Here is a 14,679-nt window from a genome sequence, read left to right as displayed (position 1 = left end):
GGTGGATCGGGCAGCATGGGGCCATGGAGCGCACGCTGGATGACTGGATCGCCGAAGCCGCCGCCGAGCTGGGCATCGACCTGGCGGTGGACACCGCGGGGCTGCTCGACCTCGCCCGGGTGGTGGCCCACGGCGTGGCCCGCCCGGCCGCCCCGCTGACCGCCTTCCTGGGTCGGCTACGCCGCCGCCGCGCGGGGCGGCGGCCCCGAGGCCGTCGAGGAGGCCCGGGCCCGCACCGCCGCCCTCGCCGAGCGCTGGGCCGCGGAGCAGGAGCGGCAGCCGTGACCGCCGTCGCCCCCGAGGCAGCGGCGGGACGGCCCGCCGGACGGTTCGACCCGTCGGGGGACACCCCGGCGGCCGCCGGGGCGGAGGGTGACGTGGCGTCCGGTGGCGGTGTCGACGCAGGTGCGGGGGACGGTCGGTCGGAGGGTGGCGCGGTGCCCGGTGACGGTGCCCGCACCCGGGACGGCCGGCCGGGGGCCGCTCCGGCGGAGGACGTCTTCGACCTGCCGGACGGGGTGGCGGTCGGCGCCGCGGCCCCGCCCGCGACCCTGGACCACTGCGCCTGGCCCGAGGCCCGCGCCGCGGCCCGGGCGGCCGCCGGACGGGCCCACCGCGGCCGAGCGGCTGCCGCTGCGATCGGCCCTCGGCCGCACCCTGGCCGAGCCGCTCGCGGCGCTCACCGACCTGCCCGCCTTCGACACCTCCGCGATGGACGGCTGGGCGGTGGCCGGCCCCGGCCCCTGGCGGCTGACGGGCCGTCTGCTGGCGGGCGGCACCTGCGCCCCGCTGGCCGACGGTGCGGCGGTCGAGATCGCCACCGTGCCCAGCTCCCGCCCGGCGCCACCGGCGTCCTGCGGCGCGAGCACGGCCGGGCCGAGGGCGGCCAGCTTTACGGGGCTCGGCCCGGTGACGCCGGGTCAGGACGTCCGGCCGCGCGGGCAGGAGTGCCGCCTCGGCGAAACGCTGCTGCCGGCCGGTACCGCGGTCAGCCCGGCGGTGCTCGGGCTGGCGGCGGCCGGCGGGTACGACGGACTGGCGGTGCACCGGCGCCCGACCGTCGAACTGCTGCTGCTCGGCGACGAACTGCTGGACGAGGGGCTGCCCCGGCCCGGGATGGTCCGGGACGCGCTCGGGCCGCTGCTGCCGCCGTGGCTGGCCGCCGCGGGCGCCGAGCTGACCGGCTGCCGCCGCGTCGGGGACGACTTCGCACTGCTGCGGGACGCCGTCCGGCACTCGCCCGCCGACCTGGTCGTCACCACCGGCGGGACGGCGGCCGGGCCGGTGGACTTCCTGCACGGGGCGCTGGCCGCGGTCGGTGCCCACCTGATCGTCGACGGCGTGGCCGTCCGGCCCGGCCACCCCATGCTGCTGGCCGCCCTCCCCGGCGGCCGCCACCTGGTCGGCCTGCCCGGCAACCCGCTCGCGGCGGTGGCCGGGCTGCTCACCCTCGCCCTCCCGCTGCTGCACGCCCGCTCCGGGCGGCCCGCCGTCCCGTCCCGTCGCGAACCGCTCGCCGCGGCGCTGCCCGGGCACCCGTCGGACACCCGGCTGCTGCCGGTGGTGCGCACCGAGGCGGGCCTGCGGCCGCTGCCGTTCGACGGGCCCGCCATGCTCCGGGGGCTGGCGCTGGCCGACGCGCTGGCCGTCGTCCCCCCGGGCGGGCTCCACCCCGGCTCGTACGCGGAGACGCTCCTCCTCCCGGGCTGACGGACGTGGCCACGCCCCCGGAGGTGGTCACCCCGGGGCGCGGGGCAAGGTGGTCACCCCGGGGCGCGGGGCAAGGTGGTCACCCCGGGGGCGCGAGGAACTGCGCGGGTACGGAAGGCGGACCGGCGTTGGATCGGGGCACGTCGGCCAGTTGCTCGTGCTGCCGTTCCCTCGCGCGCAGTTCCCCGCGCCCCCGGCATCACCACCTGCGGTGTGCGCCCCCGAAGGTGGTCACCCTGGGGGCGCGAGGCTCTGCTGACCTGCGGCTCCGCCGCGCGGGCGCGGGTACGGAAGGCGGACCGGCGTGAGATCGGGGCACGTCAGCCAGTTGCACGTGCTGCCGTTCCCCCGCGCGCAGTTCCTCGCGCCCCCGGCATCACCACCTGCGGTGTGCGCCCCGGGCCGTTCAGCTGCGCGGGACGGCCTGCTGGATGGTGATGACGCGGTCGCCCGGCTTGAGGAGGGCGGCCTCGGGGTCGTTGTAGTTGAGCAGCTTGCGGCCGCGGACCACCGCGACCACCAGGTCGGCGCAGTCGCGCGGGCTGTGCCCGGCCTCCGCGGAGGTGACGGGGCGTTCGACCACGTCGAGGCCGGTGCCGTAGGTGAGGAGGTCCTCCATGACGGCGCCGGTGTTGGGGCTGAGCATCGACATGCCGAGCAGGCGCCCCGCCGAGCTGGAGCTGGGGACCACCACGTCGGCGCCGCTCTGCCGCAGCAGCGGGGCGTTCTCGTCCTCCCGGACGGCGGCGACCACGGTGGCGCGGCGGTTGAGCTGGCGGGCCGTCAGGGTGACCAGCACGGCGGTGTCGTCGCGCTGCGGGGCGACCACGACGCGGGCTGCGCGGGGGAGTTCGGCCCGCAGCAGGGTCTCCGAGCGGGTGGCGTCGCCGCGGACGGCGACGAGGCCGTCGAGGGCGGCCTGTTCGACCACCTTGGGCTGCGGGTCCACCACCACGATGGACTCCTTGGGGAAGCCCTGGCCGAGCAGCGCGGCGACCGCGTGGCGGCCCTTGGTGCCGTAGCCGATGACCACCACGTGGTCCCGGACGGTGTCCTTCCAGCGGCTGACCCGCCACTGCTGGCGGGTGCGTTCGGTGAGCACCTCCAGGGTGGTGCCGACCAGGATGATCAGGAAGACCACCCGGAGCGGGGTGATCACCAGGATGTTGGTCAGCCGGGCCCCGTCGCTGACGGGGGTGATGTCGCCGTAGCCGGTGGTGGAGAGGGTGACGGTGGCGTAGTAGGCGGCGTCCAGGAAGTCGACCGCGCCGTCGGAGTTGTCGTTGTAGCCGGCCCGGTCCAGCCAGACGATCAGCGTGGTGGAGACCAGCACCAGCAGGGCCAGCAGCAGCCGGGCGGAGACCTGCCGCAGCGGCGGCCGGGGCGGCCGGGACGGCAGGGTGATCCGGGCGCCGGGGTCGTCGGTGTCCTGGACCCGTCCGGTCCCGGCGCGGGAGCGGCGGAACCACGTGCTGTCGCCCGTGGGCTCGGGCTGCTGATTGGCAGTCATCACCCAAGGATGGCGGGCGGCCCGCCGCGGCGACGCCACCACCCCGGCGCGTCGCGTCCGCGGGGTGCGCCGCGGAGTACAGCCGGTGCGCCCCGACGGCACGGTGCGCGGGCGGGTGGGTATCGTCGCGGGCAGTGACGTCGCCCCCGGTGGGCGCGACGCGGAGTCCTCGGAGGTCCACCGTGCGGGAGCACACCGTCGTGATCGGCTACGGCACCAAGGGCCGCCACGCGGTCGCCGCGCTGCTCGGCCAGGGGGTGGGCGCGCACGAGATCGTGATCGTGGACCCGCAGCGCAAGGTGATCGACCAGGCGGGCCGCGACGGCCTGACCGGCGTGCACGGGGACGCCACCCGGACCGAGACCCTGGTCCGGGCCGGGGTGCCGACTGCGGCCCGGATCGTGGTCACCCCGGAGCGGGACGACACCGCGGTGCTGGTCACCCTGACCGTCCGTCAGCTGACCAAGGAGGCCACCGTGGTCGCCGCCGTCCGGGAGGACGAGAACGCCCCGCTGCTGCGCCAGAGCGGCGCCGACGCGGTGGTCACCAGCTCCAGCTCGGCCGGGCAGCTGCTCGGACTCTCGCTGCTCAGCCCGCACGCCGGCGCGGTGATGGAGGACCTGATCACCTACGGCACCGGGCTCGACCTGGTCGAACGGACCGTCACCAAGGCCGAGGCGGGCCGCAGTCCGCGGGAGTGCGGCGACCTGGTGGTGGCGGTGGTCCGGGGCCGACGGGTGCTCAACTACACCGATCCGGAGGCGGCGGTGCTCCAGCTCACCGACCGCGTGATCACCATCCAGCCGGCCGCCCCGCGCACCTGAGCACCCCGGGGTGCGCCCCGCAGGGGCGCGGGGAACGGCGCGCGGGGGAACGGCAGCACGTGCAACTGGCTGACGTGCCCCGATCTCACGCTGGTCCGCCTTCCGTACTCGCGCCCGCGCGGCGGAGCCGCAGATCAGCAGAGCCTCGCGCCCCCGGTGTGACCACCTTCGGTGGCGTGGCGACGACCGGTCCTGGGCCGGAGGGCACGGGCGCACTACGGTCGGTGGCATGCATGCGATGACGATCCCTCAGCCCGGCGGTCCTGACGCACTGGTGTGGGCGGAGGTGCCCGATCCGGTGCCCGGCGAAGGCGAGGTGCTGGTCGAGGTGGCGGCCACCGCCGTCAACCGGGCCGACCTGCTCCAGCGCCAGGGCTTCTACGACCCGCCGCCCGGCAGCTCCCCGTACCCGGGCCTGGAGTGCGCCGGGCGGATCGCCGCGCTCGGCCCCGGGGTCTCCGGCTGGTCGGTCGGCGAGGAGGTCTGCGCCCTGCTGGTCGGCGGCGGCTACGCCCAGCGGGTGGCGGTCCCGGTGGGCCAGCTGCTGCCCGTGCCCAAGGGACTGACGGCAGCTCAGGCCGCCGCGCTGCCGGAGGTGGCCTGCACGGTCTGGTCGAACCTGTTCATGGTGGCGCACCTGCGCCCCGCCGAGACGGTGCTGCTGCACGGCGGCGCGAGCGGCATCGGCACCATGGCGATCCAGCTGGCCAAGGCGGTCGGCGCCCGGGTCCTGGTGACCGCCGGGAGCCCGGAGAAGCTGGCCCGCTGTGCCGAGCTGGGCGCGGACGTGCTGATCGACTACCGCGAGCAGGACTTCGTCGCGGAGGTCCGGGCCGCCACCGACGGTGCCGGGGCCGACGTGGTGCTCGACATCATGGGCGCCAAGTACCTCCAGCGGAACGTCGACGCCCTGGCCCAGAACGGACGGCTCGTCATCATCGGTCTCCAGGGCGGCGTCAAGGCCGAACTCGACCTCTCCGTCCTGCTCCGCAAGCGCGCGGCCGTCGCCGCCACCACCCTGCGCAGCCGCCCGCTGGCCGAGAAGGCCGCCATCGTGGCCGCCGTCCGCGAGCACGTCTGGCCGCTGGTCGAGGCGGGGGTGGTGAAGCCGGTCGTCGACCGCGAACTCCCGCTCACTGAGGCCGCCGAGGCCCACCGCGTCCTGGAGGCCGGCGAGCAGGTCGGCAAGGTGGTGCTGACCGCCTGACCGCCTGACCGCCTGACGGGGGCCGACCGCCTGACGGGTCACCAGTCGCAGGGCGCCAGGTCCTCGGCGAGCCTCCCGGGGTTGCGCTGGTAGTAGCCGTGCCAGCCGGACCAGGCCGGGTGGGCACGGAGCAGCTGCTCGGTCTCCGTCAGGCCGTGCCGGTCGGGGCCGAGCAGCTCGCGGGTGATCACGACGGCGGCCGGGTAGTGGCCCAGCCGCCGCGCCAGCGCCTCCTGGAGCGCGTCGAAGCCGTCCCGGGCGAACGGCTCGCGGTACCGCTCGACCCAGGCGGCCAGCCACCGGCGGAGGTGGGCCCGGTCCTCCTCCGGGAGGTCGGGCAGCCCGGCGAAGGTGGGGGCCAGCGCGGTCAGCAGCCGCTGCCCGTGTTCGGCCTCGCGGTCGGCGAAGGCCGGGTACTCGGTGACGAAGTGCTTCCACTCCACGCCCGCGACGGCCCTGCGGAGCGCGGCGGCCCCCGGCGGGTGCAGGGCGTAGTACCCCTCGCCCTCGGCGAACACCTCCCGGAGCACCTCCGGCCGCAGCGGCCCGTGCTCGGCCAGCAGGACCGCGTCACGCAGGTCCTTGCCCTGCCCGTACCGGTCGGTGAGCAGCCACATCACCTTCCAGGCGAGCGAGAGCTCGGGGGTGGCCGCGTTGAGCACCGGTGACCGGCGCCGCTCCAGGCCGGGGACGGCCGTGGGCTCGGGCGGGACGGGGAGCGGCTCGTTGAAGACGAAGTCCAGCTGGACCACGCCGCCGGGCAGGCCCTCGGCGGTCCAGGGCAGCACCAGGCGGCGGCCGGGCACCCGCTCGTAGGTCCAGATGTCCTCGGCGACGGCCTCGCGGGCGTCGAAGCGGACGCCCCGGTCGTCCTGCTCGGCGGTGAGCTGCGCCGCCGCCGCGATGCCGTCGAGCATCGCGGCGGACCGCGGGTCCTCGATGCCCCGTCCGGCCGGCACCACGACGAAGTCCAGGTCGCCCGGCTCGCGGGCCTGCTCGCCGAACCAGGCGCGCAGCAGCACGCTGCCGCGCAGCACCAGGTCGTCCACCCAGGGGGAGTCGGCGATCGCGGCCAGCACCAGGTCCATCGCCCGGCGGCGGGCGCGCAGCCAGGCCTTGGCCAGCGCGGGGTCGCGGAAGGCCGGGTCGGCGGCCCGGTAGGCGTTGGGGTGCTGCTTGAGGGCGGGGTCGAAGACCGAGCGCTGGGGGGCCTCGGGTCCCGGGACCGGACGGAGCGTCAGGGGGATCCCGTACTCGGCCCGTTCGCGCTCGCTCGGCGGGTGGTGGGGCACCTCGGTGCTGGTCCAGTTGAAGGACTGCCAGCTGCCGGTCACCGCTGCTCCCCGGTGGTGAGCCAGCCGTGGTCCACGGCGAGGTTGTCGTCGTACACGACGAACTCCCTTTCGGAGGAGAGGATCTCGTACCCGGCCGCGGTCACGGCCTCGGTCAGCCGGGCCAGCCGGAGGCCGGCCTCCGGCAGGCCGACCCGGTGGCAGCGCTGGGTGACGAAGCGCTGCTGGCGGCCGTCCGACTCGGTGCGGCGGGCGTTCCAGGACAGGTGGGCGTGGTGACGGCCGGCCAGCTCGGCCAGGGCCCGGTGGTCCGGGCCGGGCGGGAGCAGGACCTTGAGGTGGTGCTCGAAGTAGGTGTCCGGCCCCAGCCGGACCGCCTCGGCGGCGGTGCCGGGGACGCCGGTGGCCCACGGGGAGGCCTCGATCTTGGTCCTGGTCACCGCGAAGCCGGCGGCCCGCAGCCGGGCGGCGGTGGCCACGGCGGCGGCGCGCTGCTCGGGGAAGGTGCCCCGGCCGGTCAGGGTGAGCATCGGCTGGTGCCGGGTGCGGCCCCGGGCCAGCACGATGTGGGTGACCTTGAGCCCGGCCCCGTCGGCCCAGCGCTCCAGCCGCGCGAGCCGGGCGGCGGGGATCGAGAGGGTCAGGTGCGTCTCGAACTCGCCGGTGAAGTGGTCGACCGGGCCCGAGGGGGCCAGCGGGTGCTCGACCGTGACGGCCCGGACGGTGGCTGCCGGTGCGGGGGTGGGCATGGGCGGAATCATCGCAAGCGCCACTGACGGCGGGCACCGTGTTTTCGGAGTGACCTCCGGTGGACTGCCCGTAATGCCTGGATTGTCCTGGTGTGTGAGGCTGGTGCGGAGCTGTTCCCGCCCGCCGGCCGCGTTCCACGCGGTCGGCCGTCGGAAGGACCTCCATCCGTGGCCGCACTTCCGTTCGCGTACTCAGCACTCCCCGTCCCGGCCGTGCTCCGGGCCGCCGTGGTGGCCGGGCTGGCCCTTCCGCTGGTCCTGGCCGGTGGCTCGGCGGCGGGGGAGCAGGGCGGGGCCCAGCCGGTGCTCCCGGTCGTCGGCGGCGTTCCGGGCGGGACGGCCGGGCCGAGCACTCCGGCCCTGCCCGCCCTGCCGCAGGTCGAGATACCCCCGCTCCCCGCACTGCCGACCGTGCAGCTTCCGATCACCGTGCCGGCCTCACCGGGCCGCTCCGTCCCGGCCAAGCCGGAGCCCCCGGAGCCGGCCGAACCCGCGCCCACGCCCACGCCCGCGCCGACCCCGGCCACCCTCCCGACCCCCACGCCGCAGCCGACGCCCGCGCCGACCCCGGCGGCCGAGCCCACCCCGCAGCCGACGCCCCCGCCCGCCGCGGAGCCGACCCCGGCCGCCGCGCAGACCACCCTGCCCACGGCCGCCCCGAGCGGCACCGCGGCGCCGACGCCCCGGCCCAGCGCGACCGCCCGTCCGAGCCGCACGCCGGTGCCGAGCGCGACCGCCCGCACCGAGCAGCAGGCCCCGGCCCCGGCGCCCGGTGCGGTGGCCGAGCGCCCCGCCTCCCCGGCCGCCCAGCGGCCCGCCCCGGTGAAGCGCGTCCCCCCGGCCGCCCCGGCCCCCGCCGCCCGGCCCGGTGCCGCGGCGGAGCAGGAGGACGAGGAGGCGGCCGCGGCGGCGCAGACCCTGGACGTCCTGGCGGCGGAGGCGGCCGCGGCGGCCGCGGTGGTGCCGGGCCCGACCCCGGCGGCCGTCCAGCTGGCCGCCCCGCTGCGCTGGACCGACGCCTCCACGCTGCAGTTCCCGCTCGGCGCGGGCCTGGCGATGATCGGCTGCGGCCTCGGCCTGGTCGGCCTGCGCCTGCGCCGCCGCTGACCGGCCGTCAGCTCCGGTCGGCGGGATCGCCGCACCCGGGCGGCGGGTTGGCGGCATGATGGGCCGTCAGAGTCCGTCGCCCGGACGGCGTCCGGGCGCGCCGGGCGCTCCTCAGTTGACCCTCCCCGCGCACGAAGCATATGAAGGAACCATGACGAACCCGATGAACGAACGGTCGCAGTCGGAGGACGAGTCCCCGAAGGTGCTGATCGTCGGTCCGGACGGGCTGCCGGTCGGGGCGCCCCCCGGCACCGGCCCGGGGTTCGGCCGGATCGGGGACGGCGAGGCGGTGGAGCCGCGGGAGCTGCCGGTGACCGAGATGGTCGAGCAGCCCGCGAAGGTCATGCGGATCGGCTCGATGATCAAGCAGCTGCTGGAGGAGGTCCGGATGGCCCCCCTCGACGAGGCCAGCCGGGCGCGCCTGAAGGACATCCACGCCAGCTCGATCAAGGAGCTGGAGCTCGGCCTGGCACCGGAGCTGGTCGAGGAGCTGGAGCGGCTCTCGCTGCCGTTCACCGAGGACAGCATCCCGACCGAGGCCGAGCTGCGGATCGCCCAGGCCCAGCTGGTCGGCTGGCTGGAGGGCCTGTTCCACGGGATCCAGACCGCGCTGTTCGCGCAGCAGATGGCGGCCCGGGCACAGCTGGAGCAGATGCGCCGCGCGCTGCCGCCCGGCCTGCACGGCGCCGAGCCGGAGCCGGAGGAGCCGGAGCCCGGCCGTGGCATCCGCTCGGGCCCGTACCTGTAGACCCGCACCCGTGGCCGTACCCGCGGGCCCGTACCCGCGGGCCGGCGCCCGCAGGACGCACGGACCCTCCGCGGGCGGAGTTTCACGGTCGGGACACACCTCGGACACAGCCGCGCCCCGGCGCCGGGAGGCGTCGGGGCCAGCCGATACCCTGGCCCCTGTTCGTCGGCCCGGTGGGCCGCCGGCCAGGGGCCGGGCAGTGCCGGGAGCGCCTCCGCACCGGAGGGGGAAGCAGGGGACATGAGCGAGGACGGCGCCGCCGCCGGCGGCCACGCACTGGCGGGCGGGCGGTACGTGCTGCGGCACCTGCTCGGCCAGGGTGGGATGGCCTCGGTCCACCTCGCCCACGACACCGTGCTGGACCGTCAGGTCGCGGTGAAGACCCTGCACACCGAGCTCGGCCGGGAGCAGGCCTTCCGCGAGCGCTTCCGCCGCGAGGCGCAGGCGGTGGCCCGGCTGCAGCACACCAACATCGTCTCGGTCTTCGACAGCGGCGAGGACGTCGGCCCGGACGGCGCCACCACGCCGTACATCGTCATGGAGTACGTCGAGGGCAAGTCGCTGCGGGACGTGCTGAACGAGGCGGTCGCCGCGCACGGCGCGATGCCGGCCGAGCAGGCGCTGAAGATCACCGGTGCGGTGCTCTCGGCGCTGGAGGCCTCGCACGACCAGGGCCTGGTGCACCGCGACATCAAGCCGGGCAACGTGATGGTGAGCACCAAGGGCACCGTCAAGGTGATGGACTTCGGCATCGCGCGGGCGCTGCAGTCCGGGGTCACCTCGATGACCCAGACCGGCATGGTGGTCGGCACCCCGCAGTACCTCTCGCCGGAGCAGGCGCTGGGCAAGAGCGTGGACGCCCGCTCGGACCTCTACTCGGTCGGCTGCATGCTCTACGAGCTGCTCACCGGCCAGCTGCCGTTCGACGGCGACTCGCCCTTCTCGATCGCCTACAAGCACGTCCAGGAGGAGCCGCCGGCCCCGTCAGGGACCAACCCGGCGGTCCGGCCCGGCGTGGACGCGCTGGTGGCCCGGGCGCTGCGCAAGGACCCGGGGCACCGCTTCCCGACCGCCGAGGCGATGCGGGCCGAGGTGGAGCGGCTGGCCGCGGGCGGCCAGGCCCAGGGGGCCCCGGCCGTCACCCCGCTGGTGATCGGCGAGGGCCCGCGCTCGGTCTCGGCCGGCGGGGGCGGGCCGGTGGCCTTCCCGCCGCTGATGGGCGAGCCGCGCAGCCCCGTCCCGCAGGTGCACCAGCCGTACGTGCCGACGCCGCCGCCCGCGTACGGGCCGCAGACCCCGCCGCCGGCCTTCCCGCCGGTCGCTCCGCAGTACCCGGGACCGCACACGCCGGGCCCGTCGGCCCCCGGCCCGCTCGCCGCGGGTCCGCACACCCCCGGCCCGCACACCCCCGGTCCCTTCCCGCAGCAGCAGGTGCCGCCGCAGTACCCGATGCCCCAGCACCAGCCGCTCCCGCCGCAGCCCTTCCCGCCGCAGGGGCCGCAGCCGTTCGCCCCGCAGTTCGCCCAGCCGAAGCCCAACGGGAACGGCTGCTCCACCGCGCTGGTGGTGGTGGGCGTGATCGTCGGCGTGATCGTGCTGGCCGCGGTGATCGTCGGGATCGTGGTGGCCAAGCAGGAGAAGCAGCGCCAGCAGGACCTGTACGGCGACACGGTCGGCTCCCGGCCGACCGTCGTGCGGTCCTCCGGGACGCCTGCGGTCTGACCGTCGCACCGGGTACGCCGCGCCACACCCGGGCCCTCGAAGCGGTAGCGTGCCAGGAACGCAACTGACAGGGCCCAGGCCCGGGGCGAGGAGTGATGGCGCAGACACAGCGGCCGGGCGACGGCGAGGACGACAACGGCCACGAGACGCCCCCGGTGCCTCCGTCCCCGGCCGGCGCCGAGACGGCCGAGACGACCGTCCTGCCCGCCACGGCCGCCGGGCCCGCGACCCCGTCCCGGGGGATCGCCGCTCCGCTCGGCACCGTCGGCGACGGCCGCTACCGGCTGACCTCCCGGCTCGGCCGGGGCGGCATGGCCGAGGTGTTCGCCGCCCAGGACGTCCGGCTGGCCCGCACGGTGGCGGTCAAGCTGCTCCGGCCCGAACTGGCCCAGGACGAGGTGGCCCGGCTCCGGTTCACCCGCGAGGCGCACTCGGTCGCCTCGCTCAACCATCACTCGATCGTCGCGGTCTACGACACCGGCGAGCAGGTCGAGCACGGCGAGTCCACGCCGTTCATCGTGATGGAGCTGGTCGAGGGCCGGACCGTCCGCGAGCTGCTGGTGGACGAGGAGGCGCCGCCGGTCGACCAGGCGCTGATCATCATCGCCGGGGTGCTGGAGGCGCTCGCCTACAGCCACCGGCACGGCATCGTGCACCGCGACATCAAGCCCGCCAACGTGATCATCACGACCGGCGGCGCGGTCAAGGTGATGGACTTCGGCATCGCCCGGGCGCTCACCGGCGAGGCCTCCACCATGACCCAGACCGGCATGGTGATGGGCACCCCGCAGTACCTCTCGCCGGAGCAGGCGCTGGGCAAGGCGGTGGACCACCGCTCCGACCTGTACGCGGCCGGCTGCATGCTCTACGAACTGCTGGCGCTGCGCCCGCCGTTCACCGGGGACACCCCGCTCTCGGTGGTCTACCAGCACGTCCAGGACGCGCCGGTGCCGCCCTCCGAGGCCAACCACCGGGTGCCGCCGGAGCTGGACGGCCTGGTGCTGGCGCGCGTTGGCGAAGAACCCCGACGAGCGGTACCAGAGCGCCGACGAGTTCCGCGCCCACCTGCAGCACGCGCTGCGCGAGATGCACGGCGCCGCCGGGGCGGGGTACGCGGAGGGGGCGGCCGCCGCCGCTGCCGCCGCCGCGGGCCTGGCCGCCGCCGGTTCGGGCAACACCGGCCACTACCCGGGCTTCCAGGACACCCCGAACGGCTCCACCGCGCTGACCGAGCCGCTCGGGTCGGTCGGCGGCAGCGAGCGGACGGCGGTCATGCCGTTCCCGACCGGCTCGCCGTACCGGACGCCGTCCGAGGCGTACCCCGCCGTGGGCGGGGGAGGTGACGACGGGTCGGGTGACGGGCCGTCGGGCGGCGGGCGCCGTCGCGGGCCCTGGCCCTGGGTGGCCGGGGTGCTGCTGGTGCTGGCCGCGGCCGGGACCGGCATCGGCCTGGCGCTCAGCGGCAACAACGACAAGGGCGGGCCGACCACCCCGGTGACCGTCAACTCCCCGGCGGCCACGGCGGAGGAGACCCCCTCGCAGCAGCCCTCGACCCCGGCGACCAAGTCGACGACCAAGGGCGGCACCACCGCCCCGACGCAGCCGAACACGCACGGCACCTCCCCGACGACGCCCTCGCCGAGCACGTCCCCGTCGGCCAGCGGGAGCAAGTCGCCCTCGGCCAGCGCGAGTTCGTCGGCCAGCGCGAGCGCCAGCGGCTCGGCGAGCTCGAAGCCGAGCGGCTCGGCCTCGGCCACCAGCTCCTCCAACCCGCCGCCCTCGGCCACCGCGACCTCCGGTGGCGGTGGCGGTGCCTCGCCCGGCGCCAGCGGGGCCGCGGGCAGCGGCGGCTGACCCCGGGGCCGGCTGGCCCCGGGTCAGCCGGCCCGCCGCCGGACGTCCGTTGCTCACGGCGTCCGTTGGTCAGGGCGTCAGTTGGTCAGGGCGTCCAGGACCTGTTCGTACTCCTGGCACCACCAGGTGAGCTGGCCCGCCGAGCCCGGGTAGAGGTGGTCGGCGCGGTGGTCGCCGCGCTGGTAGTGCCACTGGAGCATCCAGAGGTCGTTGAGCCGCTCCCACCAGACCCGGTGGGCGGCGGCGGCCAGTTCGGCGGAGGTGGCCGCGCCGGTGGCGCGGTAGGCCCGGGACCACTGGCGGACCCGGCAGAGGTCGAGCACCCCGGTGCGCCGGTCGTCGAAGAGCAGGGTGGCGGCCCGGACGGTCTCCTCGGCGGTGGGCCGGGTGCCGAGCTTGTCCCAGTCGAGCACGGCGGCCACCCGGCCGCCGCGGTGCAGCACGTTGAGGCCGTGGAAGTCGCCGTGGGTCCAGCCGGTGGGCGGGGCGGCGGTGGGAGCGGGGCGGCGGTGGCCGTGGGCGTCCAGCAGGTCCAGACGCTCCGTCAGCCGCCGTTCGGCCAGGGCGTCGAAGGGCAGTCGGGGCCGGGCCGAGCGCGCGCGTCCGCGCAGCTCGCGGACCAGCCGCTCGGTCTCCGCCGGGTCGGCCGAGAGCGTGCCGACGGGCTGGAGCACCGGTGGGCAGACCTCGGCCAGGGTGCCGTGCAGCTGCCCGAGCAGGGTGCCGAGCTCGGCGCAGCGGGCCGGGCCGAGCTCGGTCCCGTGCAGGTGGACGCCGTCGACCCAGGGGTAGAGGGCGAAGAGCCGGCCGCCGTGGGCGACCACGGTGCGGCCGCCGATCGCCGGCAGCGGGGGCGCGACGGGCAGTCCGCGCGCCGCCAGCGCGGTGGAGGCGCGGTGCTGCGCCGCGACCGCCGGGCGGGTGGAGGTGGCCGAGTCCACGTAGCACTTGAGGAAGTGCGGACCGGTCTCGCTCTCCACCCGGTAGCCGCGGTTGAGCAGTCCTTCGGCCACCGGGGTGACCGCCAGGGGCCGGATCCGGAAGCGGCGCAGCACCCCGGTCAGGGCCTGGTCCGGGACCGGGGGGGCTGAGCGTGCCGACGGGGGGAGCGGCCGCGTCCGGGCGGGCCGGTGCGTCCGCGAAGCGGAGGGTGTGGTTCACGTCCCCTGAGCGTAGTGGTGACGCTGGGTGGTGCTTGACATACGGTCGGTGATGTGCTTCTGAAGCTCCGGTGAACCACGCCTCAGTGGTGGTGGTCGGCCTGGTGCCGGGCCACGTAGGCGGCGGCCTGGGTGCGGCGCTCCATGCCCATCTTGGCCAGCAGGCTGGAGACGTAGTTCTTGACGGTCTTCTCGGCCAGGTGCAGCTCGTTGCCGATCTGGCGGTTGGTCATCCCCTCGCCGATCAGGTCGAGGATCCGCCGCTCCTGCTTGGTCAGCTGGGCCAGCCGTTCGTCCTCCTTCTCCCCGCCGTCCCGCAGCCGCTCCAGCACCCGGCTGGTGGCGACCGGGTCGAGCAGCGACTTGCCGGCCGCCACGTCGCGCACCGCGGAGAGCAGGTCGGTGCCGCGGATCGCCTTCAGCACGTACCCGGAGGCCCCCGCCATGATGGCGTCGAACAGCGCCTCGTCGTCCGAGAAGGAGGTCAGCATCAGGCACTTGATCTCCGGCCGCTGGGAGCGCACCTCGCGGCAGACCTCGACCCCGTTCCCGTCCGGGAGGCGGACGTCGAGCACCGCCACGTCGGGGTTGACGGCCGGGATGCGGGTCAGCGCCTCGGCGGCGGTGCCGGCCTCGCCGACGACCTCGATGTCGTCCTCCATGGACAGCAGGTCGTGTACGCCCCGGCGGACGACCTCGTGATCATCGAGAAGGAATACCCTGATATGTCCGTTTCCACTCACGAGCAAATGCTCCCATAAGCGGGTACAGAAGACCTATCCCCCCGGCCGGAAAT

The 14,679-nt window shown here is 76.1% G+C and carries 10 protein-coding genes and 3 pseudogenes; 8 read left to right on the top strand and 5 right to left on the bottom strand.

Going from position 1 to position 14,679, the window contains the following annotated elements; translation table 11 throughout:
- Positions 1-11 precede the first annotated feature (11 nt).
- Positions 12-285 (top strand): annotated as a pseudogene (locus ABD946_RS39015) (DUF6457 domain-containing protein); the annotation flags it as partial.
- Positions 286-444: 159 nt separating this feature from the next.
- The gene (locus ABD946_RS39010; RefSeq protein WP_345290493.1) at positions 445-1,710 is read left to right on the top strand and encodes a molybdopterin molybdotransferase MoeA; all 1,266 of its coding nucleotides are present in this window, start codon (positions 445-447) and stop codon (positions 1,708-1,710) included.
- 406 nt (positions 1,711-2,116) lie between these two features.
- Here the strand turns inward: ABD946_RS39010 and ABD946_RS39005 are convergent, their stop codons facing one another.
- Entirely contained in the window at positions 2,117-3,220 is a 1,104-nt protein-coding gene (locus ABD946_RS39005; RefSeq protein ID WP_345290492.1) for a potassium channel family protein, read from the bottom strand.
- A 173-nt stretch (positions 3,221-3,393) separates the two neighbouring features.
- Here ABD946_RS39005 and ABD946_RS39000 point away from each other — a divergent pair.
- Together ABD946_RS39000 and ABD946_RS38995 are read left to right on the top strand one after the other, a co-directional pair.
- Positions 3,394-4,044: pseudogene (locus ABD946_RS39000) on the top strand (NAD(P)-binding protein); the annotation flags it as partial.
- Between the two features lie 229 nt (positions 4,045-4,273).
- Positions 4,274-5,251 (top strand): NAD(P)H-quinone oxidoreductase, encoded by a 978-nt coding sequence (locus tag ABD946_RS38995; protein ID WP_345290491.1) that lies wholly within the window; start codon positions 4,274-4,276, stop codon positions 5,249-5,251.
- A 38-nt stretch (positions 5,252-5,289) separates the two neighbouring features.
- On the opposite strand, the gene ABD946_RS38990 is transcribed toward ABD946_RS38995, so the two are convergent.
- Together ABD946_RS38990 and ABD946_RS38985 are read right to left on the bottom strand one after the other, a co-directional pair.
- Positions 5,290-6,585, bottom strand: a complete 1,296-nt coding sequence (locus ABD946_RS38990) for a nucleotidyl transferase AbiEii/AbiGii toxin family protein (RefSeq protein WP_345290490.1) — start codon at positions 6,583-6,585, stop codon at positions 5,290-5,292.
- Entirely contained in the window at positions 6,582-7,292 is a 711-nt protein-coding gene (locus ABD946_RS38985) for a hypothetical protein (RefSeq protein ID WP_345290489.1), read from the bottom strand. Before ABD946_RS38985 ends, ABD946_RS38990 begins: the two co-directional genes overlap by 4 nt.
- A gap of 168 nt (positions 7,293-7,460) precedes the next feature.
- Here ABD946_RS38985 and ABD946_RS38980 point away from each other — a divergent pair, with 168 nt between their 5' ends.
- The 4 genes and pseudogenes from ABD946_RS38980 (at position 7,461) to ABD946_RS38965 (ending at position 12,723) form a co-directional block, all read left to right on the top strand.
- Positions 7,461-8,399: a hypothetical protein gene (locus ABD946_RS38980; RefSeq protein ID WP_345290488.1), complete on the top strand. Its 939-nt coding sequence runs from the start codon at positions 7,461-7,463 to the stop codon at positions 8,397-8,399.
- A gap of 151 nt (positions 8,400-8,550) precedes the next feature.
- Positions 8,551-9,147 carry a bacterial proteasome activator family protein gene (locus ABD946_RS38975; RefSeq protein ID WP_345290487.1) on the top strand — a complete coding sequence of 199 codons (597 nt, stop codon included), beginning with the start codon at positions 8,551-8,553 and terminating at the stop codon, positions 9,145-9,147.
- 240 nt (positions 9,148-9,387) lie between these two features.
- Positions 9,388-10,869, top strand: coding sequence for a protein kinase domain-containing protein (locus ABD946_RS38970; protein ID WP_345290486.1), 1,482 nt, complete (start codon positions 9,388-9,390; stop codon positions 10,867-10,869).
- A gap of 311 nt (positions 10,870-11,180) precedes the next feature.
- Positions 11,181-12,723: pseudogene (locus tag ABD946_RS38965) on the top strand (protein kinase domain-containing protein).
- Between the two features lie 77 nt (positions 12,724-12,800).
- Here ABD946_RS38965 and ABD946_RS38960 read toward each other — a convergent pair.
- Positions 12,801-13,778 carry a phosphotransferase enzyme family protein gene (locus ABD946_RS38960; protein ID WP_345290485.1) on the bottom strand — a complete coding sequence of 326 codons (978 nt, stop codon included), beginning with the start codon at positions 13,776-13,778 and terminating at the stop codon, positions 12,801-12,803.
- Between the two features lie 188 nt (positions 13,779-13,966).
- Positions 13,967-14,626 carry a response regulator gene (locus tag ABD946_RS38955; RefSeq protein WP_345290484.1) on the bottom strand — a complete coding sequence of 220 codons (660 nt, stop codon included), beginning with the start codon at positions 14,624-14,626 and terminating at the stop codon, positions 13,967-13,969.
- Between the last annotated feature and the right edge of the window lie 53 nt (positions 14,627-14,679).

It is taken from the genome of Kitasatospora albolonga (assembly GCF_039535905.1).
In the GTDB taxonomy this organism is placed as follows: Bacteria; Actinomycetota; Actinomycetes; order Streptomycetales; family Streptomycetaceae; genus Kitasatospora; species Kitasatospora albolonga.
This window is presented reverse-complemented; position numbering and strand designations above follow the sequence as displayed.